Origin of the sequence: Duganella sp. sic0402, from assembly GCF_019219065.1 — a bacterium.
Classification (GTDB): Bacteria; Pseudomonadota; Gammaproteobacteria; order Burkholderiales; family Burkholderiaceae_D; genus Rugamonas.
On record NZ_JAHUWK010000018.1, the window covers coordinates 21,252 to 35,898 of the forward strand.

Genomic DNA, 14,647 nt, shown 5'->3' on the forward strand with positions numbered 1-14,647 from the left:
CCGATAAACGTAGTTCTTCATTCAGGGTAAAACCATGATTCAGTTTTTACTGAGAACGGTACTGGCGTGTTGCTTGTTTAGCATCGCCGCCATCGGTACCGCCGCTACCGCAGACCAGGACGACCATGCCGTCCGCGAGACCGTGCGCTTGTATATGCACGGCACCAGCTTTAATGTACAGGCCGAGATCAACCAGGCATTCCATGCAAGCTCCCGCCTTTATCTGGACGGTAAAGACGGTGCGGAGTGGGAGTTGAGCGGCCCGGAATACGCGAAACTCTTTTCCCAGGAAAAAATGGCGCAATTCAATGGACGCCACGGGCGGCTGATCAAAGTGGATGTGGACGGCAAGGTCGCCACCGCCAAGGCCGAAATCCACATTCCCACGCAAGGGGTCCGCTATGTGGATGTCTTTCTCTTGAAAAAAATCGCTGGCAGCTGGAAGATAGTCAGCAAGTCGGCGCATCGCGAGCAAGCCGCGCGCCATGCACGCAAAGTGCTGCTGGTGGTCTCGAATGTCGCCCAATATCCCGGCACCAAAGTTAACGCAGGCAATAACTTTCCCGAGCTGGCCTATACCTATGATGCCTTCCGCAAGGCCGGGTACGCGGTCGACTTCGTCAGCCCCGAAGGCGGCGCTGTGCCTTTGGAGATGATCGTCACGTCGGATGAATTACTCAAAAAACATTTGTACGACGGTGATTTCATGTGGGCGCTGGGCCATACCAAGCCCGTCTCAGAGATCCGGGCGGAAGAGTATGCGGGCATCGCCTTCGTCGGCGGTGGCGCGGCCATCGTCGGCATCCCGGAAAACCAGGCGCTCCAGGACATCGCTTTGCGCATCTACGAACAACAAGGCGGGGTGATCGCGGCGATCTGCCATGGAACCGAAGGCATCAAGAATCTGAAACTCCGTGATGGCACTTTCCTCATCCAGGGCAAGGTACTCACCTCCTTCCCGGATGTGTTTCTCAACAAGGAATCACCGATATACAAGGCCTATCCGTTTTCAGCCGAAGGCAGCATCAAGCGCCATGGCGGCATCTTCAGGCATGGCACAAACGGCAAGGGGCACGTCGAGGTCGATGGCCGGCTGGTGACGGGCATGAACTGGGAGTCGTCGGTCGGCGTGGCGGAATCGATGATACGCCTGCTTGAACAGTAAGCACGCCTTCAGTGCGGCATCGCATGGCCATCCCTGGCTCACATTTTTTTGCTAGACTGTTTTCCCTCACCTACCTTTGGGAATTCTCATGTCGATGCCTCGCCTGCGTACCTCTGTTCTGATTGCCAGCCTGATGCTAGCGGGCGCGCATAGCTTGCCGGTGCAAGCGGCGGCGCCGGCTGCCGCCGCGAAGGCGAGTGCGGCGCAAAAGCAACTGGCCAGGCTGGCGGCGGCGTTCCATACGGCGCGCTGCCAGTTCGATCCGCTGCTGTACGCCACCGCGAATGGCGACAGCCGCTACAACGATCAGCTCGGCCTGGCGATTTCGCCCAAGGTGCGCGCGGCGCAGTTCACGCTATACCGCTCGCTGCAAAAGCAGTTGATGAATGTGCGCCGCGACCAGTTGGGCGCGCAGGATCAGCTGACCTACGATCTACTGAGCTATGAATTGAATAACGCGATGCAGCTGGAATCCTTCCCCGACTATCTGCTGCCCTTGAATCAGTTTGACAACGTGCCCAGCACCTTGGCCAACTATGCCGGCGGGACCGGTTCGCAGCCGCTGCAAACCGTCAAGCAATACCAGGATTACCTGAGCCGCCTGAGCCAGCTGCCACACTGGATCGACCAGGCCATCGCGAATATGAAGCAAGGCATGCACAGCGGCGTGGTGCAGCCGAAGGCGATCACAGTGGCGATGCTGCCGCAATTCCAGAACCTGCGCGCGGCGACGCCGGAGACCAGCATCTACTATTCGCCGGTGACGCGCTTCCCGGCATCGTTCTCCGAGGCGGACAAGAAGAAACTCAGCGCCGCGTATCTGAAAGTGGTGGACAGCGGCATCGCACCGGCGTTGACGCGCCTGGTCAACTTCCTGCAGAACGAATACCTGCCGGCCAGCCGCAGCAGCACCGGCTGGAGTTCGCTGCCGAACGGCGCCGCCTGGTACGCCGCCCACATCAAGGACGCCACCAACCTGCCGCTGACGCCGGATGAAGTCCACGCGCTGGGCCTGAAGGAAGTGGCGCGCATCCAGCAGCAACTGGGCGAACTGGGCCCCAAGCTGGGCTACGAAGGACCGGAAAAACAATTGCCGCAATGGGTAAGCGCGCAGAGCAAATTCAACGTCTTCAACAGCGACGAGCAGGTATTGGACGCCTACCGCGCCATCTACACGCAGGTGCAGGCCAAGCTGCCGGCCTACTTCACGCTGATCCCCAAGTCCAAGCTGGAACTGCATCTGGAGCCAGAGCTGACGCGCGCCACCGCCTCCGACCATTACACGCCGCCGGCGGCCGATGGCTCGCATCCCGGCGTCTTCTGGCCGGTGGTCAACGATCCGAAAAAATACAGCCGGGTCGACATGGTCAGCCTGTTCCTGCACGAAGGCATCCCCGGCCACCACCTGCATGCGGCGCTGCTGAAGGAACTGGACTTGCCGGACTTCCGCAAATTCAGCACCGAGAACCGCAACAGCGCGGCCTACACCGAAGGCTGGGCCTTGTACTCGGAAACGCTGGGACGGGAGCTGGGCCTGTATGACGACCCGGCCGCCTACTACGGCCACCTGAACGCCGAGATGCTGCGCGCCGCGCGGCTGGTAGTCGACACCGGCATGCACGCCAAAGGCTGGTCGCGCGAACAGGCGATCAGCTATCTGGCCGAGACACTGGGCTGGCCGGAGGCGCGCGCGCGCAACCAGATCGAGCGCTACATGGTATGGCCGGCGCAAGCGCTGAGCTACAAGATCGGCTCGCTGAAAATCCTGGAGCTGCGCGCGCGGGCGCAGCAGGCACTGGGCGACAAATTCAGCTACCAGAAATTCCACGAAGTGGTGATTGGCGACGGTACGCTGCCGCTGCCCATCCTCGAACAGCGCGTCGATCGCTGGATCGCCAGGTAAAAACCGGGGTCAGTTCTGCCAAACGTACACGAGCTCGTGTACGTTTGGCAGAACTGACCCCGGAGTTTTATTTTGGCATGACGTTCATGACGGCGAGTGTCATGGCCTGGGCGGCGGTTTTGATGGAGGGTTCCGGCACCGGGGCGTAGAACGGTGAATGGTTGAAGGCGACTGGCTTGCCGCCCTTCTCCGCCTCCGCTACCACCTTCGGATCGTAGACGCCGGTAAAGAAGAACATGCCCGGCACACCTTGCAGGAGGTATTGCGAGAAGTCTTCGCTGGCGGTCATGGCCGGCATGCGCGCGACGTTGGCGTCGCCGAAGGCTTGTTTCAGCACACCTTCGGTACGGGTGACCAGTGCGTCGTTGTTGTCGATGGCTATGCCGCCGGGGATCAGTTCGACATCCGGCGCCGGCGCGTCGGCCATGGCGGCGGAAGCGTTGGCGATGCGGCGCACGCCGGCCAGGATTTTCTCGCGCACCGCCGGGCTGTAGGTGCGGATGGTGCCGCGCACTTTGACGGTGTCCGGAATGATGTTGCCGACCGTGCCGCCATTGATCGCGCCGATGGTCACCACGCCGAATTCCTTGGGATCTTTTTCACGGCTGATCACCGTTTGCACATCCACTACGAAGCGCGCGGCGATGGTGATCGGGTCCAGTGCCTTGTCCGGCGCCGAGCCGTGGCCGCCACGGCCTTTAAAAGTAATTTCAATCGCATCGGAATTCGACGATACCGCGCCGCTGTTGTAGCCGATGGTGCCGTAGGCCAGCGGCCACGAGTGCAGCGCGAACGCGTAGTCCGGCTTGCCGAAGCGCTTGAACAGTCCATCTTCCAGCATGGCTTTGGCGCCGGACACGGTTTCCTCCGCCGGCTGGCCGATGAACATCAGCGTGCCTTTCCATTGCGATTTCAGCGTCACCAGCGCGCGCGCCGTACCCAGCCAGGCGGTCATATGGACGTCATGGCCGCAGCTGTGCGCAGCGCCGTTTTTGCTTGCGTATGGCAGGCCGGATTTTTCATCCATCGGCAAGCCATCCAGCTCGGTACGCACCATGACCAGCGGGCCGGGGCCATTCTTGTAGATGGCCACCACGCCGGTCTTGCCGACTTTTTCCGTGACCTCGAAACCGATCTTGCGCATTTCCGCCGCCAGCTTGCCGGCAGTGCGGGTTTCCTGAAAGGCGATTTCCGGATTGGCGTGCAGATCCTTGTAGATCGCGTCCAGCTGCGGGTAGATGCCGTTGATGACGGCGCCGGCGTCCTGCGCCTGCGCGGTGGACGCAGCGGCCAGTAGTGCAATGATCGGTAAGAGTTTCATCACTTCCTTTCAGTCGGTGTGCAGCTTGGTGGTGGCGGCGGCGAATTCGCCTTTGATGATCTGCGGCAGGATCAGCAGCGATTTTTCAATCGACCGCTCGATCAGCTCCTGGTCTTCGCGGCGCGGGCGGTGCAGCACGAAGTCGGCCACCTGCTGCGCCAGGTTCAGCGTGCGCGGATGGCCGATGCCGAGGCGCAGCCGCCAGTAGTCTTGCGTACCAAGCGCGGCGGTGATGTCTTTCAAGCCGTTGTGGCCACCCGAGGAGCCGCCTTTTTTCAGCCGGGCGGTGCCGGGCATCAGGTCCAGCTCGTCGTGCACGACCAGCACTTCGTCGGCATTGATCTTGAAGAAACGGCACAGCGCGCCGACCGACTGGCCGGAGCGGTTCATAAAGGTCAGCGGCTCCAGCAGGTAGACTTCCTGGCCAGCGATGCTGGCCTTGGCGAACATGGCGTTGTACTTGCTCTCGCGCTGCAGGCGCGCGCCCGTGTCATTGGCAAGGTTGTCCACCAGCCAGAAGCCGGCGTTGTGGCGGGTTTGTTCGTATTCAGGGCCGGGATTGCCGAGGCCAACGATGAGACGGATAGGCATGGAGTGCGAGTGAAATAAAATGATTATGGCAAAAAAAAACCCGCCAGAGGCGGGTTCTTTAGAGAAATCAAGAATTACTTCTTGGCTTCTTCGGTAGCAGCAGCTTCAGCAGCAACGTGGCCAGCTGGTACCGATGCGGTAGCGATGGTCAGGTTGTTGCCGTGGGTGACAGCGGTCACGCCTTTTGGCAGGGTCAGGTCAGCAACGTGAACCGAGTGGCCTACGTCCACATTGGTCAGGTCAACGGTGATGAATTCTGGCAGGTCAGCTGGCAGGCACTCGATGTCCAGTTCGTTGGCAACGTGGCTGATGGTCGCGCCGTGCAGTTTGACTGCTGGCGAGATTTCAGCGTTAGCGAAGTGCAGCGCCACTTTCATGTGGATCTTTTTGTTCGCGTCAACGCGCTGGAAGTCAGCGTGCAGTACCAGTTGCTTGAATGCGTGCATCTGGAAGTCGCGCAGCAGCACTTTTTCTGCTTTGCCGTCGATTTCCAGGTCCAGGATCGACGAGTGGAACGCTTCTTTTTTCAGCGCGTGGTACAGGGCGTTGTGGTCCAGGGCGATGGTCACCGGTGCTTCGGTACCGCCGTAGATGATGCCAGGGGTTTGGCCCGAATTGCGCAGGCGGCGGCTCGCTCCGGAACCTTGCAATTCGCGTTTGAATGCAACTACTTTCATGTGAAACTCCAATAAATAACAGGGCTCGCGCCCCGTGTGATGAAGCGCCCCGCGACCAGGCGCGCTTCGGGAAAAACGGCGCGCAGCGGATAAACCGCTGCGCGCCGTCTGAAAACTTGGACTCGCCGCCTGCTTAGTCGACGAACAGGGAGATCACGGAATCGCCCTTGATGATGCGTTTGAAGGTCTCTGCCAGCAGTGGTGCGCAGGTCAGTTGACGGATCTTGGCGCACTGCTTGGCATTTTCCGACAGCGGAATCGTATCGGTCACCACCAGTTCGTCCAGCGACGAGCTGTTGATGCGGTCGATTGCCGGACCGGACAGCACAGCGTGGGTGCAATATGCGACCACTTTCTTGGCGCCGCGCTCTTTCAGCACTTCAGCAGCTTTGACCAGGGTGCCGGCGGTGTCGACCATGTCGTCCATGATCACGCAGTTGCGGCCTTCGACGTCACCGATGATGTTCATCACTTCGGAAACGTTGGCTTTCGGACGGCGCTTGTCGATGATGGCCAGGTCGCAGCCCAGGCGTTTTGCCAGGGCGCGGGCACGGACCACGCCGCCGACGTCCGGCGACACGACCAGCAGGTCTTCATTGTGTTTCTTTTGCAGGTCGCCCAGCAGAATTGGCGATGCGTAAATATTGTCAACCGGGATATCGAAGAAGCCCTGGATCTGGTCTGCGTGCAGATCCATGATCAGGACGCGCTCGACGCCGGCTTCTTCCAGCATATTGGCGACCACTTTGGCCGAGATCGCAACGCGCGCCGAACGTGGGCGGCGGTCTTGACGGGCATAACCAAAGTAAGGAATCGCAGCGGTAATACGGCCAGCCGACGCACGTTTCAACGCATCGACCATCAGAATCAGTTCCATCAGGTTGTCGTTGGTAGGCGCGCAGGTCGATTGCAGCACGAAGACGTCTTTACCGCGGACGTTTTCGTTGATTTCCACCATGACTTCGCCGTCCGAGAATTTCGAAACGTTCGCTTTGCCGAGGGGGATGCCGAGATTTTTTGCGACTCCCTCTGCCAACGCAGGATTAGCGTTGCCGGTAAAAACCATCAGGTTTTCGTAAGCCATTGGGATTCCAGAGAAGTTGTAGAAGATTCTTTGATGTGCCAGCGCAAGCAGCGCGGCACCGAACTAAATGGAATGAGGCGCATCGTGCGCCTCACTTTTTGCCCTACCTGGCCGGAGACTAGTGCCTCGACGGTTCCAGATACAAACGAATGGCAGGGGAACAAGGATTCGAACCTTGGTATGCCGGAATCAAAATCCGGTGCCTTAACCAGCTTGGCGATTCCCCTACGCAACTTGCTGCTTGTCGCTACAGGCCGATATTATACAGCCATTTTCACGCTTCGCAAAATCTTTTTTGCTGCCTCACAACCTTGCGGTGAACATCGGATGCCGTTGCAGCGCTTTTGCTTTCCAGGCCTTCCACTTTGCCGGCACTTTTGCAAGTACCGCATCGGCGTCTGCCTCGGTTGCTACCGCACTGAACACACATGCACCTGAGCCAGTCATCCTGGCATCACCGTAAGCACCGAGCCATTCTACCGCTTCTGCTACCGGCGGGAATAAATTCGTTGCTACCTGTTGCAAGTCATTCCTTCCAAACCCCAGATTAATGGAGTGGCTGGAAAAGTCCGTTATATTAACGAGCGGCGTGTTCCTTGTCAATTGTTCTGAACCAAAAATTGCCGCAGTCGGCACCATCACGCCCGGCTCGATGACGACATACCAACATTCCGGCGCTTGCACGGCTTGCAGCGCCTCGCCCACGCCCTCGGCAAACGCGGTCTGGCCGAAGATGAAGAACGGGATGTCGGCGCCCAGCGGCAAGCCCAGGTCCATCAGCTCCTGCCTGCTCAGGCCGGCGTTCCACAGCTGGTTCAGCGCCATCAGCGTGGTGGCCGCGTCGGACGAGCCGCCACCAACACCGCCGCCCATCGGCAGCACTTTATCGATGGCGATATCGACACCGCGCGGCGGCTGGCCGGTGCGGCGCAGCACTTCCGCTTGCAGCAGCTTTGCGGCGCGGATGATCAGGTCGCTCTCCTCCGGCACGCCTGGCATATCTGTGACGCGACGCAGCGCGCTGTCGTCGCGCAGCGTGAAGTGCAGCGTATCGCCGTGGTCGATCAGCTGGAATACGGTCTGCAGCAAATGGTAGCCGTCGGCGCGGCGGCCATTTACATGCAGGAAGAGATTGAGCTTGGCCGGAGCCGGGCAGTTGTTCAGCGCGTTGAGGGATGCAGTCATGCCGGCATTTTACTGTTCCGGCGGACGAATGACGATGCGGATCTGCATCTCATCGACCGCCTCGCCCAGCACGATGCGGGTGGCGTCAATACGCTTCGGCTGCGGCACGGCAGCCTTGTCGTCCTGCCAGCTGACGTATTCCAGCTTCCAGCCATCGCGGGTGATGACGTTGTCGTTGGCCGGCGAAGCGACAAAGCGCTTGCCGTCGCGGTCGGTGGCATAGCCTTGCAGCCAGTCGCGCAGGCCGGACACCGGCAGCGTCCAGCCCAGCGCTTGCCGGGTCAGGGTATCCAGGTCGGGCGCGGTCTGCGGCAGCTTGCCGCTTTCAGTCAGCGTGGCCGAGCGCGGCGTGACATTGATGACGGCCACCGTCTGGCCGGTCGGCGAGATCAGGTTGACATCGGTCGTGCTCTGGCTCTGCCGCCAGGTGAAGCTGCCGTTCAGCGGCTCGCGCTTGCCGTCGCGGATGTAGCTGATGAAGATGCCGCCGGCCAGCTCAATATTCTCCTGGTAGGCCGCGACAGCACCGCTGGAGCGCGGCGCCGAACTGGTGGTAGCGCAGCCGGACAAGGCGGCGAGGCAGGCGGCGATGATGAGTGGTCGTATCATTTATAAGCTTTGGTTCAGGCGCGCCAGGGTACTTTTCAGCGCATCGTTTTTCGGATCTTTGGCGTGGGCTTCTTTCCACAGTTTTTGCGCACCGGCGATATCGCCTTTGACGAACAGGACTTCGCCCAGGTGCACGGCAATCTCAGGATCGTTGCGCAGCGCATAGGCGCGGCGCAGATAGGATTCCGCCTCCGCCAGTTTCCCCATGCGGAACTGCACCCAGCCCATGCTGTCCATGATGAAGGGATCGCCAGGCGCCATCTGCATCGCCTTGTCGATCAGCGAGTAGGCTTCCGGCAGGCGCTCATTGCGTTCGGCCAGCGAATAGCCCAGCGCGTTGTAGGCGTGCTGGTTGTCCGGCGCGGCAATCATCACCTGGCGCAGCGCTTTTTCCATCAGCTCGACATCGCCCAGCTTTTCCGCCACCAGCGCAAAGTCATACAGCAGGTCAGGATTGCCGGGATAGCGCTTGGTGGCGTTATCCAGCACCACATAGGCGGCGCGGTGATCGCCAGCGTCGCGCAGCAATTGCGCATCGGTCTGGAATACCTGCGCCTGGTCATTCGGATCGGACGGCTTCAATTCTTCGAGCTGCTTGCGGGCCGCGTCGGTATTGCCTTTGCGGGCGGTCAGCACCGCCATTTTGATGCGCGCGGCCAGATAGATTTTTTCATCGCTTTCGTCGACCTTCTCCAGCCACGCATACGCCGCATCGAGATCGCCGCGCTGCTGGGCCAGTTCCGCCAGGATGTGCAGTACCTTGGCGGGGTTGCGCTCGTCGTCCGGATGTTCCTCCAGCACGGTGACAAAGCGGCTCAGGTATTTCTCCGCCTCCGCCGCATCGTTGACCTGCACCGCCAGCACGCCCAGCGCATACAGCGTGGCCAGATTGTCCGGCTGGTCTTTCAGCAACAGCAGGAATTGCTTGCGCGCCTCCTCGGGCTGCTTGTTGTCGGTCAGGATGCGGCCGTAGGCGGCGCGCACTTCGCGCGCTTGGGGATACTTGTCGAGGAAGCCTTTCAGCTGCTGGGTGGCGTTGTCGACATCGCCGGAAACTTGCGCACTGGTCAGGATGGCCAGTTCGGAGTCCGGCTTGATGGCCAAAGCCTTGGCGGCCTCGCTGCGCGCACGCACAGGATCGTTCAGCGCGAACGCGCCCTGCGCCAGGATCAGGTGCGGCTCCAGCATCGCTTCGTACGGCATCAGCACGCGGTCCTGCAGTTTGTAGGCGGCGTTCTTGTCCTGGGCGCGTTGCAGGAATTGCTGCATCTGGAACATCAGCAATGGCCGGGTTGCCGGCTTGGCGTCTTTCAGGCGCTGCTCGAACAGCGCTTCCGCTTCGCCCAGATCATCCGCAGTGACGGCAAAGCTGAGGAAGAATTGCGCCGCCTCTTCCGATTCCGGCGCCAGGCTGCGCCACAGGCGGATCGCGGCCATCGCCTCGCCCGGCTGCTTGGCGGTCAGCGCCATTTCGGTGGCGCGGCGCGCCAGGCGCGGATCGCGGGTCTGCTGGCCCAGCGCCATCATGGTGATATACGGGCCTTGCCACTGGCCGTTCTTGAACTCCAGCTCTGCTTTGGTGAGGCGGAACAGCAGATCGCCGGTCAGTTCGGTATTCGGCAGTGCTTCAGCGACCGGCGCTGGGGCCGGCGCCGGCGCTTCAGCCACGGCCGGTTCGGCTGGCTGCGGCTCGGCGGGAGGCTCGACCGGTTTCTGCGGCGCGATAGCGCACGCCGACAGCAAGGCTGAGAGGGTTACAATGGCGAAAGCGTTTTTCAAAGGTAGATCCTGACTGGTCAGCAAAGGTCGTCAAATTTTACGCCGATCGCATCGTGAGCGGAGTTTGACTAGTGTAACCAAATATTTTGCTGCGGCCAGATTTGCCATCCTTTATTTCCTCTTCAGCCAGACAGATGCCAGAATTACCAGAAGTAGAAGTAACCCGGCGCGGCGTCGCGCCCCATGTTGAAGGCCGCACCGTGCGCAATGTGGTACTGCGCCGGGAAGGACTGCGCTGGCCCTTCCCGGCCGCGCTGCCGCAGCTGCTGGCAGGCCGCAAGGTGCTCAGCACCGGCCGCCGCGGCAAATACCTGCTGGTGCATTTCGAACATGGCACGCTGATCATCCACCTCGGCATGTCGGGCCACCTGCGGGTCATGGACACCGGCCTGGAAGCGGAAAAACACGACCATTTCGACCTGGAAGTCGAGGGGCAGGATGGCCAGGGGCCGCAGGTGCTGCGCATGAAAGACCCGCGCCGCTTTGGCGCCGTGCTGTGGCATGACGCCGCCGATGGCGAGCTGGAACACCATGTGCTGTTACGCGAACTGGGCGTCGAACCGCTGGAATCCGGCTTCAGCGGCAAATTGCTGTACGATCAGACCCGGCAGCGCAGCGTTTCGGTCAAGCAGGCGCTGATGGCCGGCGATATCGTCGTTGGCGTTGGAAATATTTACGCGTCGGAAAGTCTGTTCCGTGCAGGCATCAATCCCAAGACGCCAGCCAAGCGCATCAGCCTGGCGCGCTACGAGAAGCTGGCGCAGGCGGTGCGCGAGATCCTGGCCGAGGCCATCGTCCAGGGCGGCAGCACGCTGCGCGACTTTATTAGCGTCAACGGGCAGTCAGGCTATTTCCAGCAGACTTATTTCGTCTATGATCGGGCTGGCGTGCCCTGCCGCGTGTGCGCAGCGCCGATACGCCAGATCAAGCAGGGCCAGCGTTCGACCTTCTATTGCGTGAATTGTCAGAAATGAGTTGCCACAAATAAGGGCAGACAGATGATGGTCAGGGATTTTGAACAGTACAGCGCCTGGCGGCAGGGCGTCGTCACCGCGCTGAAAAATTATCAGGCGTGGATGGTGGACGCCGCCCTGGCCGACGCCGCTACCGAGCAGCGCATCGCGCGCAATCTTGCGCGGCTGGAAGACGACAAGCTGTCGGTAGCCTTCGTGGCCGAATTCTCGCGCGGAAAATCGGAACTGATCAACGCCATCTTCTTTGCCGAATACGGCCAGCGCATTTTGCCGTCGGCGGCCGGCCGCACCACCATGTGCCCGACCGAGCTGCAATGGGACGCCAGTCTGGCGCCATCGATCCGCCTGCTGCCGATTGAGACGCGGGCCGACAACTTGTCCACCACCGACTACCGCGAACAGCCGGCCGCCTGGACGGTGCTGCCGCTGAACCTGGATGCGGGCGGCGAAATGCACGAAGCCTTCAAGCAGGTCAGCATGACGCGCCATGTGCCAGTGGAGGAAGCCAAACGCTACGGCCTGTATGACGAGGAAGATCCCGACACGCCAGCCACGCTGGATGAACGCGGCATGGTGGAGATTTCGCTGTGGCGCCACGCCATCATCAACTTCCCGCATCCGCTGTTGAAGCAGGGACTGGTGATCCTCGATACGCCGGGGCTGAACGCCATCGGCACCGAGCCGGAACTGACGCTGAACCTGATCCCCAACGCGCACGCCGTGCTGTTCATCCTGGCCGCCGATACCGGCGTGACCAAGAGCGATATCGAGGTCTGGCGCAATCACATCGGCGCCGGCGCGGGACGGCTGGTGGTGCTGAACAAGATCGACAGCATGTGGGACGAGCTGCGCGGCGAGGAGGATGTCAACGCCGAGATCGAGCGCCAGCAGGCAAATGTGGCGCATATGCTGTCGCTGGAGCCGCGCCAGGTGTTCCCTGTGTCGGCGCAGAAGGCCTTGGTGGGCAAGATCAACCACGACGTGGAACTGCAAGCGCGCAGCCGCCTGCACGCCCTGGAAGGCGCGCTGTTCAACGAGCTGATACCGGCCAAGAAGGACATCGTGCGCCGCCAGCTGAGCGAGGAATTGCAGGCGCTGAACGCGGCGCAGGCCGGCCTGCTGAACGGCCGCGCGCGCGGCATCGTCGAACAGCTGCACGAGTTGCGCAGCCTGCGCGGCAAGAACCAGAGCGTGATCACCCACATGATGCGCCGCATCGATGTGGAGAAGAAGGAATTCGACGCCAGCCTGTTCAAGCTGCAGGCGACACGCGCGGTGTTCACCCGCCTGTCGACCGAGCTGTACACCAGCATGGGCATGGACATCGTGCGCGACGATATCGAACTGGTGCGCGAAGAGATGCAGCGCAGCCGCTTCTTCCTCGGCGTGCGCGACGCGGTGCGCGGCTATTTCGAGCGCACCAGCGCCAACCTGGAGGCGGCGGAGCGCAAGACGGTGGAGATCGCCGAGATGATGGGCGTGATGTATCGCCGCTTCTCGGCCGAACACGGCTTGACGCTGGCCTTGCCGATGCCGTTCTCGCTGCAGCGCTATCACGAGGAACTGGCATCGATCGAGGCGATCTATTACAAGACCTTCGGCACCGCGACCTTGCTGACCACCAGCCGCGTGACGTTGATGGAGAAATTTTTCGACACCATCGCCTCGCGCGTACGTGGCTGCTTCAAGTCGGCCAACAATGACGCGGAGGCCTGGCTGAAGGTCATCATGGCGCCGCTGGAGGCGCAGATCCGCCAGCACAAGGACCAATTGAAACACCGGCTGGCGTCGATCCAGCGCATCCACGATGCGACCGATAGCCTGGAACAGAAGATAGAAGCTTTCGAGCGCAGCCAGCAGGAGCTGGAGCAGCAGAAAGCGCGTTTGCACGAATTGGCGGGCGCAGTCAGCCTGGCCATCAATGCGGAGTTTGTGGCGCTGGACGCCGCTGCCTGATTAGGAACACGATGAAAGTTGTAGCAGTAGAGAATTTTGCAGATCCGAGTTTTTCAGCCGATCTGATCGGCTGGCAAAAAGTCCACGGGCGCCATGCGCTGCCGTGGCAAAACACCCGCGACGCCTATCTGATCTGGCTGTCCGAGATCATGTTGCAGCAGACCCAGGTGTCTGCGGTGCTGGGCTATTACGCGCGCTTTCTGCAACGCTTCCCTACCCTGCGCGACCTGGCTGCCGCGCCGGTCGAGGATGTGATGGCGCAGTGGAGCGGCCTGGGTTACTACACGCGGGCGCGCAATCTGCACAAGTGCGCGCAGCGGGTGGTGGCCGAGTATGACGGCGTGTTCCCTTCCGATCCGCTGCTGCTGGCCGAGCTGCCGGGCATTGGCCGTTCGACGGCGGCGGCGATCGCGGCGTTCTCCAGCGGCCGGCGCGCCGCCATCATGGATGGCAACGTCAAGCGCGTGTTTGCGCGGGTGTTTGGCATCGATACTTATCCGGGCGAGAAGAAGACCGAGGAAGCGATGTGGCGGCGCGCCGAGGCCTTGCTGCCGGAGGCGGGCATCGAATCGTACACGCAGGGGCTGATGGACATGGGAGCGACCTTGTGCACGCGCAGCAGTCCGTCATGCGAACGCTGTCCGATGCAGCCGCGCTGCGTGGCCTTTGCCAGCAGCCGCACCAGGGAGCTGCCGGTGCGCAAGCCGAAGAAGGCGACGCCGGAGAAGCATGCGGTGATGCTGGCCGTGGTCGATAACGGGCAGGTGCTGCTGGAGCAGCGGCCGCCTAGCGGGATCTGGGGTGGGCTGCTGTCGCTGCCGGAACTGGACGGCCACATTGCGCTGGAGGATGACGAAGCGCCTGAGGCCGACCAGGACGCGCTGCTGCGCACGGTCAGCCGCTTCGGCGAGATGGAATCGTGTGAACGCTTGTCGACGGTGACGCACGTCTTCACGCACTACAAGCTGCACATCGTTCCCTGTCACATCACGCTGTCGCGCCGCCAGGCCATGGCAGCAGAGTCCGGCTACGTCTGGCTCGACATCGCCAAACTGGCCGATGCCGCCCTGCCCGCGCCGGTAAAGAAACTGCTGCTGGAATTGGTAGGCGACCGCCGCGAAGCGCAGCAGCGCATGTTTTAGTGCAGGAAGCGCACCATCGCAAATGTAACGCTTGCGTTGGCGATCACTGTGGCGACAAACCACTTAACCAGCCGCACCTCCAGCTCCGCAACCCGGACATGCACCTGCGCGATCTCCACATGCACTTTACCGAACTGAATGGCGACCTCCTCACGGAACGCCATCAGTTCAACCTTGGTAGCGTAGGTGGCATGCATTTCTTCTCTTAACTGCCTGAAGTGTTCTGCAACGTCGTTATCCATGGCGGCCTCCGATGAAGAG

The 14,647-nt window shown here is 61.3% G+C and carries 13 protein-coding genes and 1 tRNA gene; 5 read left to right on the forward strand and 9 right to left on the reverse strand.

The features are described from left to right. Positions 1-34 precede the first annotated feature (34 nt). Positions 35-1,165 (forward strand): nuclear transport factor 2 family protein, encoded by a 1,131-nt coding sequence (locus KW842_RS26290; RefSeq protein ID WP_218307109.1) that lies wholly within the window; start codon positions 35-37, stop codon positions 1,163-1,165. Between the two features lie 88 nt (positions 1,166-1,253). Then, a complete protein-coding gene (locus tag KW842_RS26295; RefSeq protein WP_373925240.1) occupies positions 1,254-3,068 on the forward strand; it encodes a DUF885 family protein in 1,815 nt (604 codons plus the stop codon). A gap of 67 nt (positions 3,069-3,135) precedes the next feature. Here KW842_RS26295 and KW842_RS26300 read toward each other — a convergent pair whose 3' ends face one another. The 8 genes from KW842_RS26300 to KW842_RS26335 all read right to left on the reverse strand — a co-directional run bounded on the left by KW842_RS26300 (position 3,136) and on the right by KW842_RS26335 (position 10,314). Then, a complete protein-coding gene (locus tag KW842_RS26300; RefSeq protein WP_218307110.1) occupies positions 3,136-4,389 on the reverse strand; it encodes an amidohydrolase in 1,254 nt (417 codons plus the stop codon). Between the two features lie 9 nt (positions 4,390-4,398). Further along, complete coding sequence (gene pth, locus KW842_RS26305; protein ID WP_218307112.1) at positions 4,399-4,980, reverse strand: aminoacyl-tRNA hydrolase; 582 nt, start codon at positions 4,978-4,980, stop codon at positions 4,399-4,401. Between the two features lie 74 nt (positions 4,981-5,054). Then, positions 5,055-5,657, reverse strand: a complete 603-nt coding sequence (locus tag KW842_RS26310) for a 50S ribosomal protein L25/general stress protein Ctc (RefSeq protein ID WP_218307114.1) — start codon at positions 5,655-5,657, stop codon at positions 5,055-5,057. Between the two features lie 133 nt (positions 5,658-5,790). Beyond that, on the reverse strand, positions 5,791-6,741 hold the full coding sequence (locus KW842_RS26315) for a ribose-phosphate pyrophosphokinase (protein ID WP_218307115.1): 951 nt from the start codon (positions 6,739-6,741) through the stop codon (positions 5,791-5,793). A gap of 150 nt (positions 6,742-6,891) precedes the next feature. Then, positions 6,892-6,968, reverse strand: a tRNA-Gln gene (locus tag KW842_RS26320). 76 nt (positions 6,969-7,044) lie between these two features. Then, complete coding sequence (gene ispE, locus KW842_RS26325; protein ID WP_218307116.1) at positions 7,045-7,926, reverse strand: 4-(cytidine 5'-diphospho)-2-C-methyl-D-erythritol kinase; 882 nt, start codon at positions 7,924-7,926, stop codon at positions 7,045-7,047. 9 nt (positions 7,927-7,935) lie between these two features. Then, the gene (locus tag KW842_RS26330; protein WP_218307117.1) at positions 7,936-8,535 is read right to left on the reverse strand and encodes an outer membrane lipoprotein LolB; all 600 of its coding nucleotides are present in this window, start codon (positions 8,533-8,535) and stop codon (positions 7,936-7,938) included. Continuing rightward, on the reverse strand, positions 8,536-10,314 hold the full coding sequence (locus tag KW842_RS26335) for a tetratricopeptide repeat protein (protein WP_218307118.1): 1,779 nt from the start codon (positions 10,312-10,314) through the stop codon (positions 8,536-8,538). 134 nt (positions 10,315-10,448) lie between these two features. Here KW842_RS26335 and mutM point away from each other — a divergent pair, with 134 nt between their 5' ends. The 3 genes from mutM to mutY are packed head-to-tail and all read left to right on the forward strand — an operon-like array spanning position 10,449 to position 14,386. Continuing rightward, on the forward strand, positions 10,449-11,288 hold the full coding sequence (gene mutM, locus KW842_RS26340) for a bifunctional DNA-formamidopyrimidine glycosylase/DNA-(apurinic or apyrimidinic site) lyase (protein WP_218307120.1): 840 nt from the start codon (positions 10,449-10,451) through the stop codon (positions 11,286-11,288). Between the two features lie 27 nt (positions 11,289-11,315). Next, complete coding sequence (locus KW842_RS26345) at positions 11,316-13,244, forward strand: dynamin family protein (RefSeq protein WP_218307149.1); 1,929 nt, start codon at positions 11,316-11,318, stop codon at positions 13,242-13,244. 11 nt (positions 13,245-13,255) lie between these two features. Further along, positions 13,256-14,386, forward strand: coding sequence for an A/G-specific adenine glycosylase (mutY, locus tag KW842_RS26350; RefSeq protein ID WP_218307121.1), 1,131 nt, complete (start codon positions 13,256-13,258; stop codon positions 14,384-14,386). On the opposite strand, the gene KW842_RS26355 is transcribed toward mutY, so the two are convergent. Beyond that, entirely contained in the window at positions 14,383-14,628 is a 246-nt protein-coding gene (locus KW842_RS26355) for a hypothetical protein (RefSeq protein WP_218307122.1), read from the reverse strand. The genes mutY and KW842_RS26355 overlap by 4 nt on opposite strands. Positions 14,629-14,647 lie beyond the last annotated feature (19 nt).

Excerpts from the sequence above, each read along its gene's own strand:
- KW842_RS26345 (WP_218307149.1), top strand. The coding sequence starts at position 11,316 with ATGGTCAGGGATTTTGAACAGTACAGCGCCTGGCGGCAGGGCGTCGTC.
- KW842_RS26315 (WP_218307115.1), bottom strand. The coding sequence starts at position 6,741 with ATGGCTTACGAAAACCTGATGGTTTTTACCGGCAACGCTAATCCTGCG.
- KW842_RS26355 (WP_218307122.1), bottom strand. The coding sequence starts at position 14,628 with ATGGATAACGACGTTGCAGAACACTTCAGGCAGTTAAGAGAAGAAATG.
- KW842_RS26330 (WP_218307117.1), bottom strand. The coding sequence starts at position 8,535 with ATGATACGACCACTCATCATCGCCGCCTGCCTCGCCGCCTTGTCCGGC.
- ispE (WP_218307116.1), bottom strand. The coding sequence starts at position 7,926 with ATGACTGCATCCCTCAACGCGCTGAACAACTGCCCGGCTCCGGCCAAG.
- pth (WP_218307112.1), bottom strand. The coding sequence starts at position 4,980 with ATGCCTATCCGTCTCATCGTTGGCCTCGGCAATCCCGGCCCTGAATAC.
- KW842_RS26295 (WP_373925240.1), top strand. The coding sequence starts at position 1,254 with ATGTCGATGCCTCGCCTGCGTACCTCTGTTCTGATTGCCAGCCTGATG.
- mutM (WP_218307120.1), top strand. The coding sequence starts at position 10,449 with ATGCCAGAATTACCAGAAGTAGAAGTAACCCGGCGCGGCGTCGCGCCC.
- KW842_RS26310 (WP_218307114.1), bottom strand. The coding sequence starts at position 5,657 with ATGAAAGTAGTTGCATTCAAACGCGAATTGCAAGGTTCCGGAGCGAGC.
- KW842_RS26300 (WP_218307110.1), bottom strand. The coding sequence starts at position 4,389 with ATGAAACTCTTACCGATCATTGCACTACTGGCCGCTGCGTCCACCGCG.
- mutY (WP_218307121.1), top strand. The coding sequence starts at position 13,256 with ATGAAAGTTGTAGCAGTAGAGAATTTTGCAGATCCGAGTTTTTCAGCC.
- KW842_RS26290 (WP_218307109.1), top strand. The coding sequence starts at position 35 with ATGATTCAGTTTTTACTGAGAACGGTACTGGCGTGTTGCTTGTTTAGC.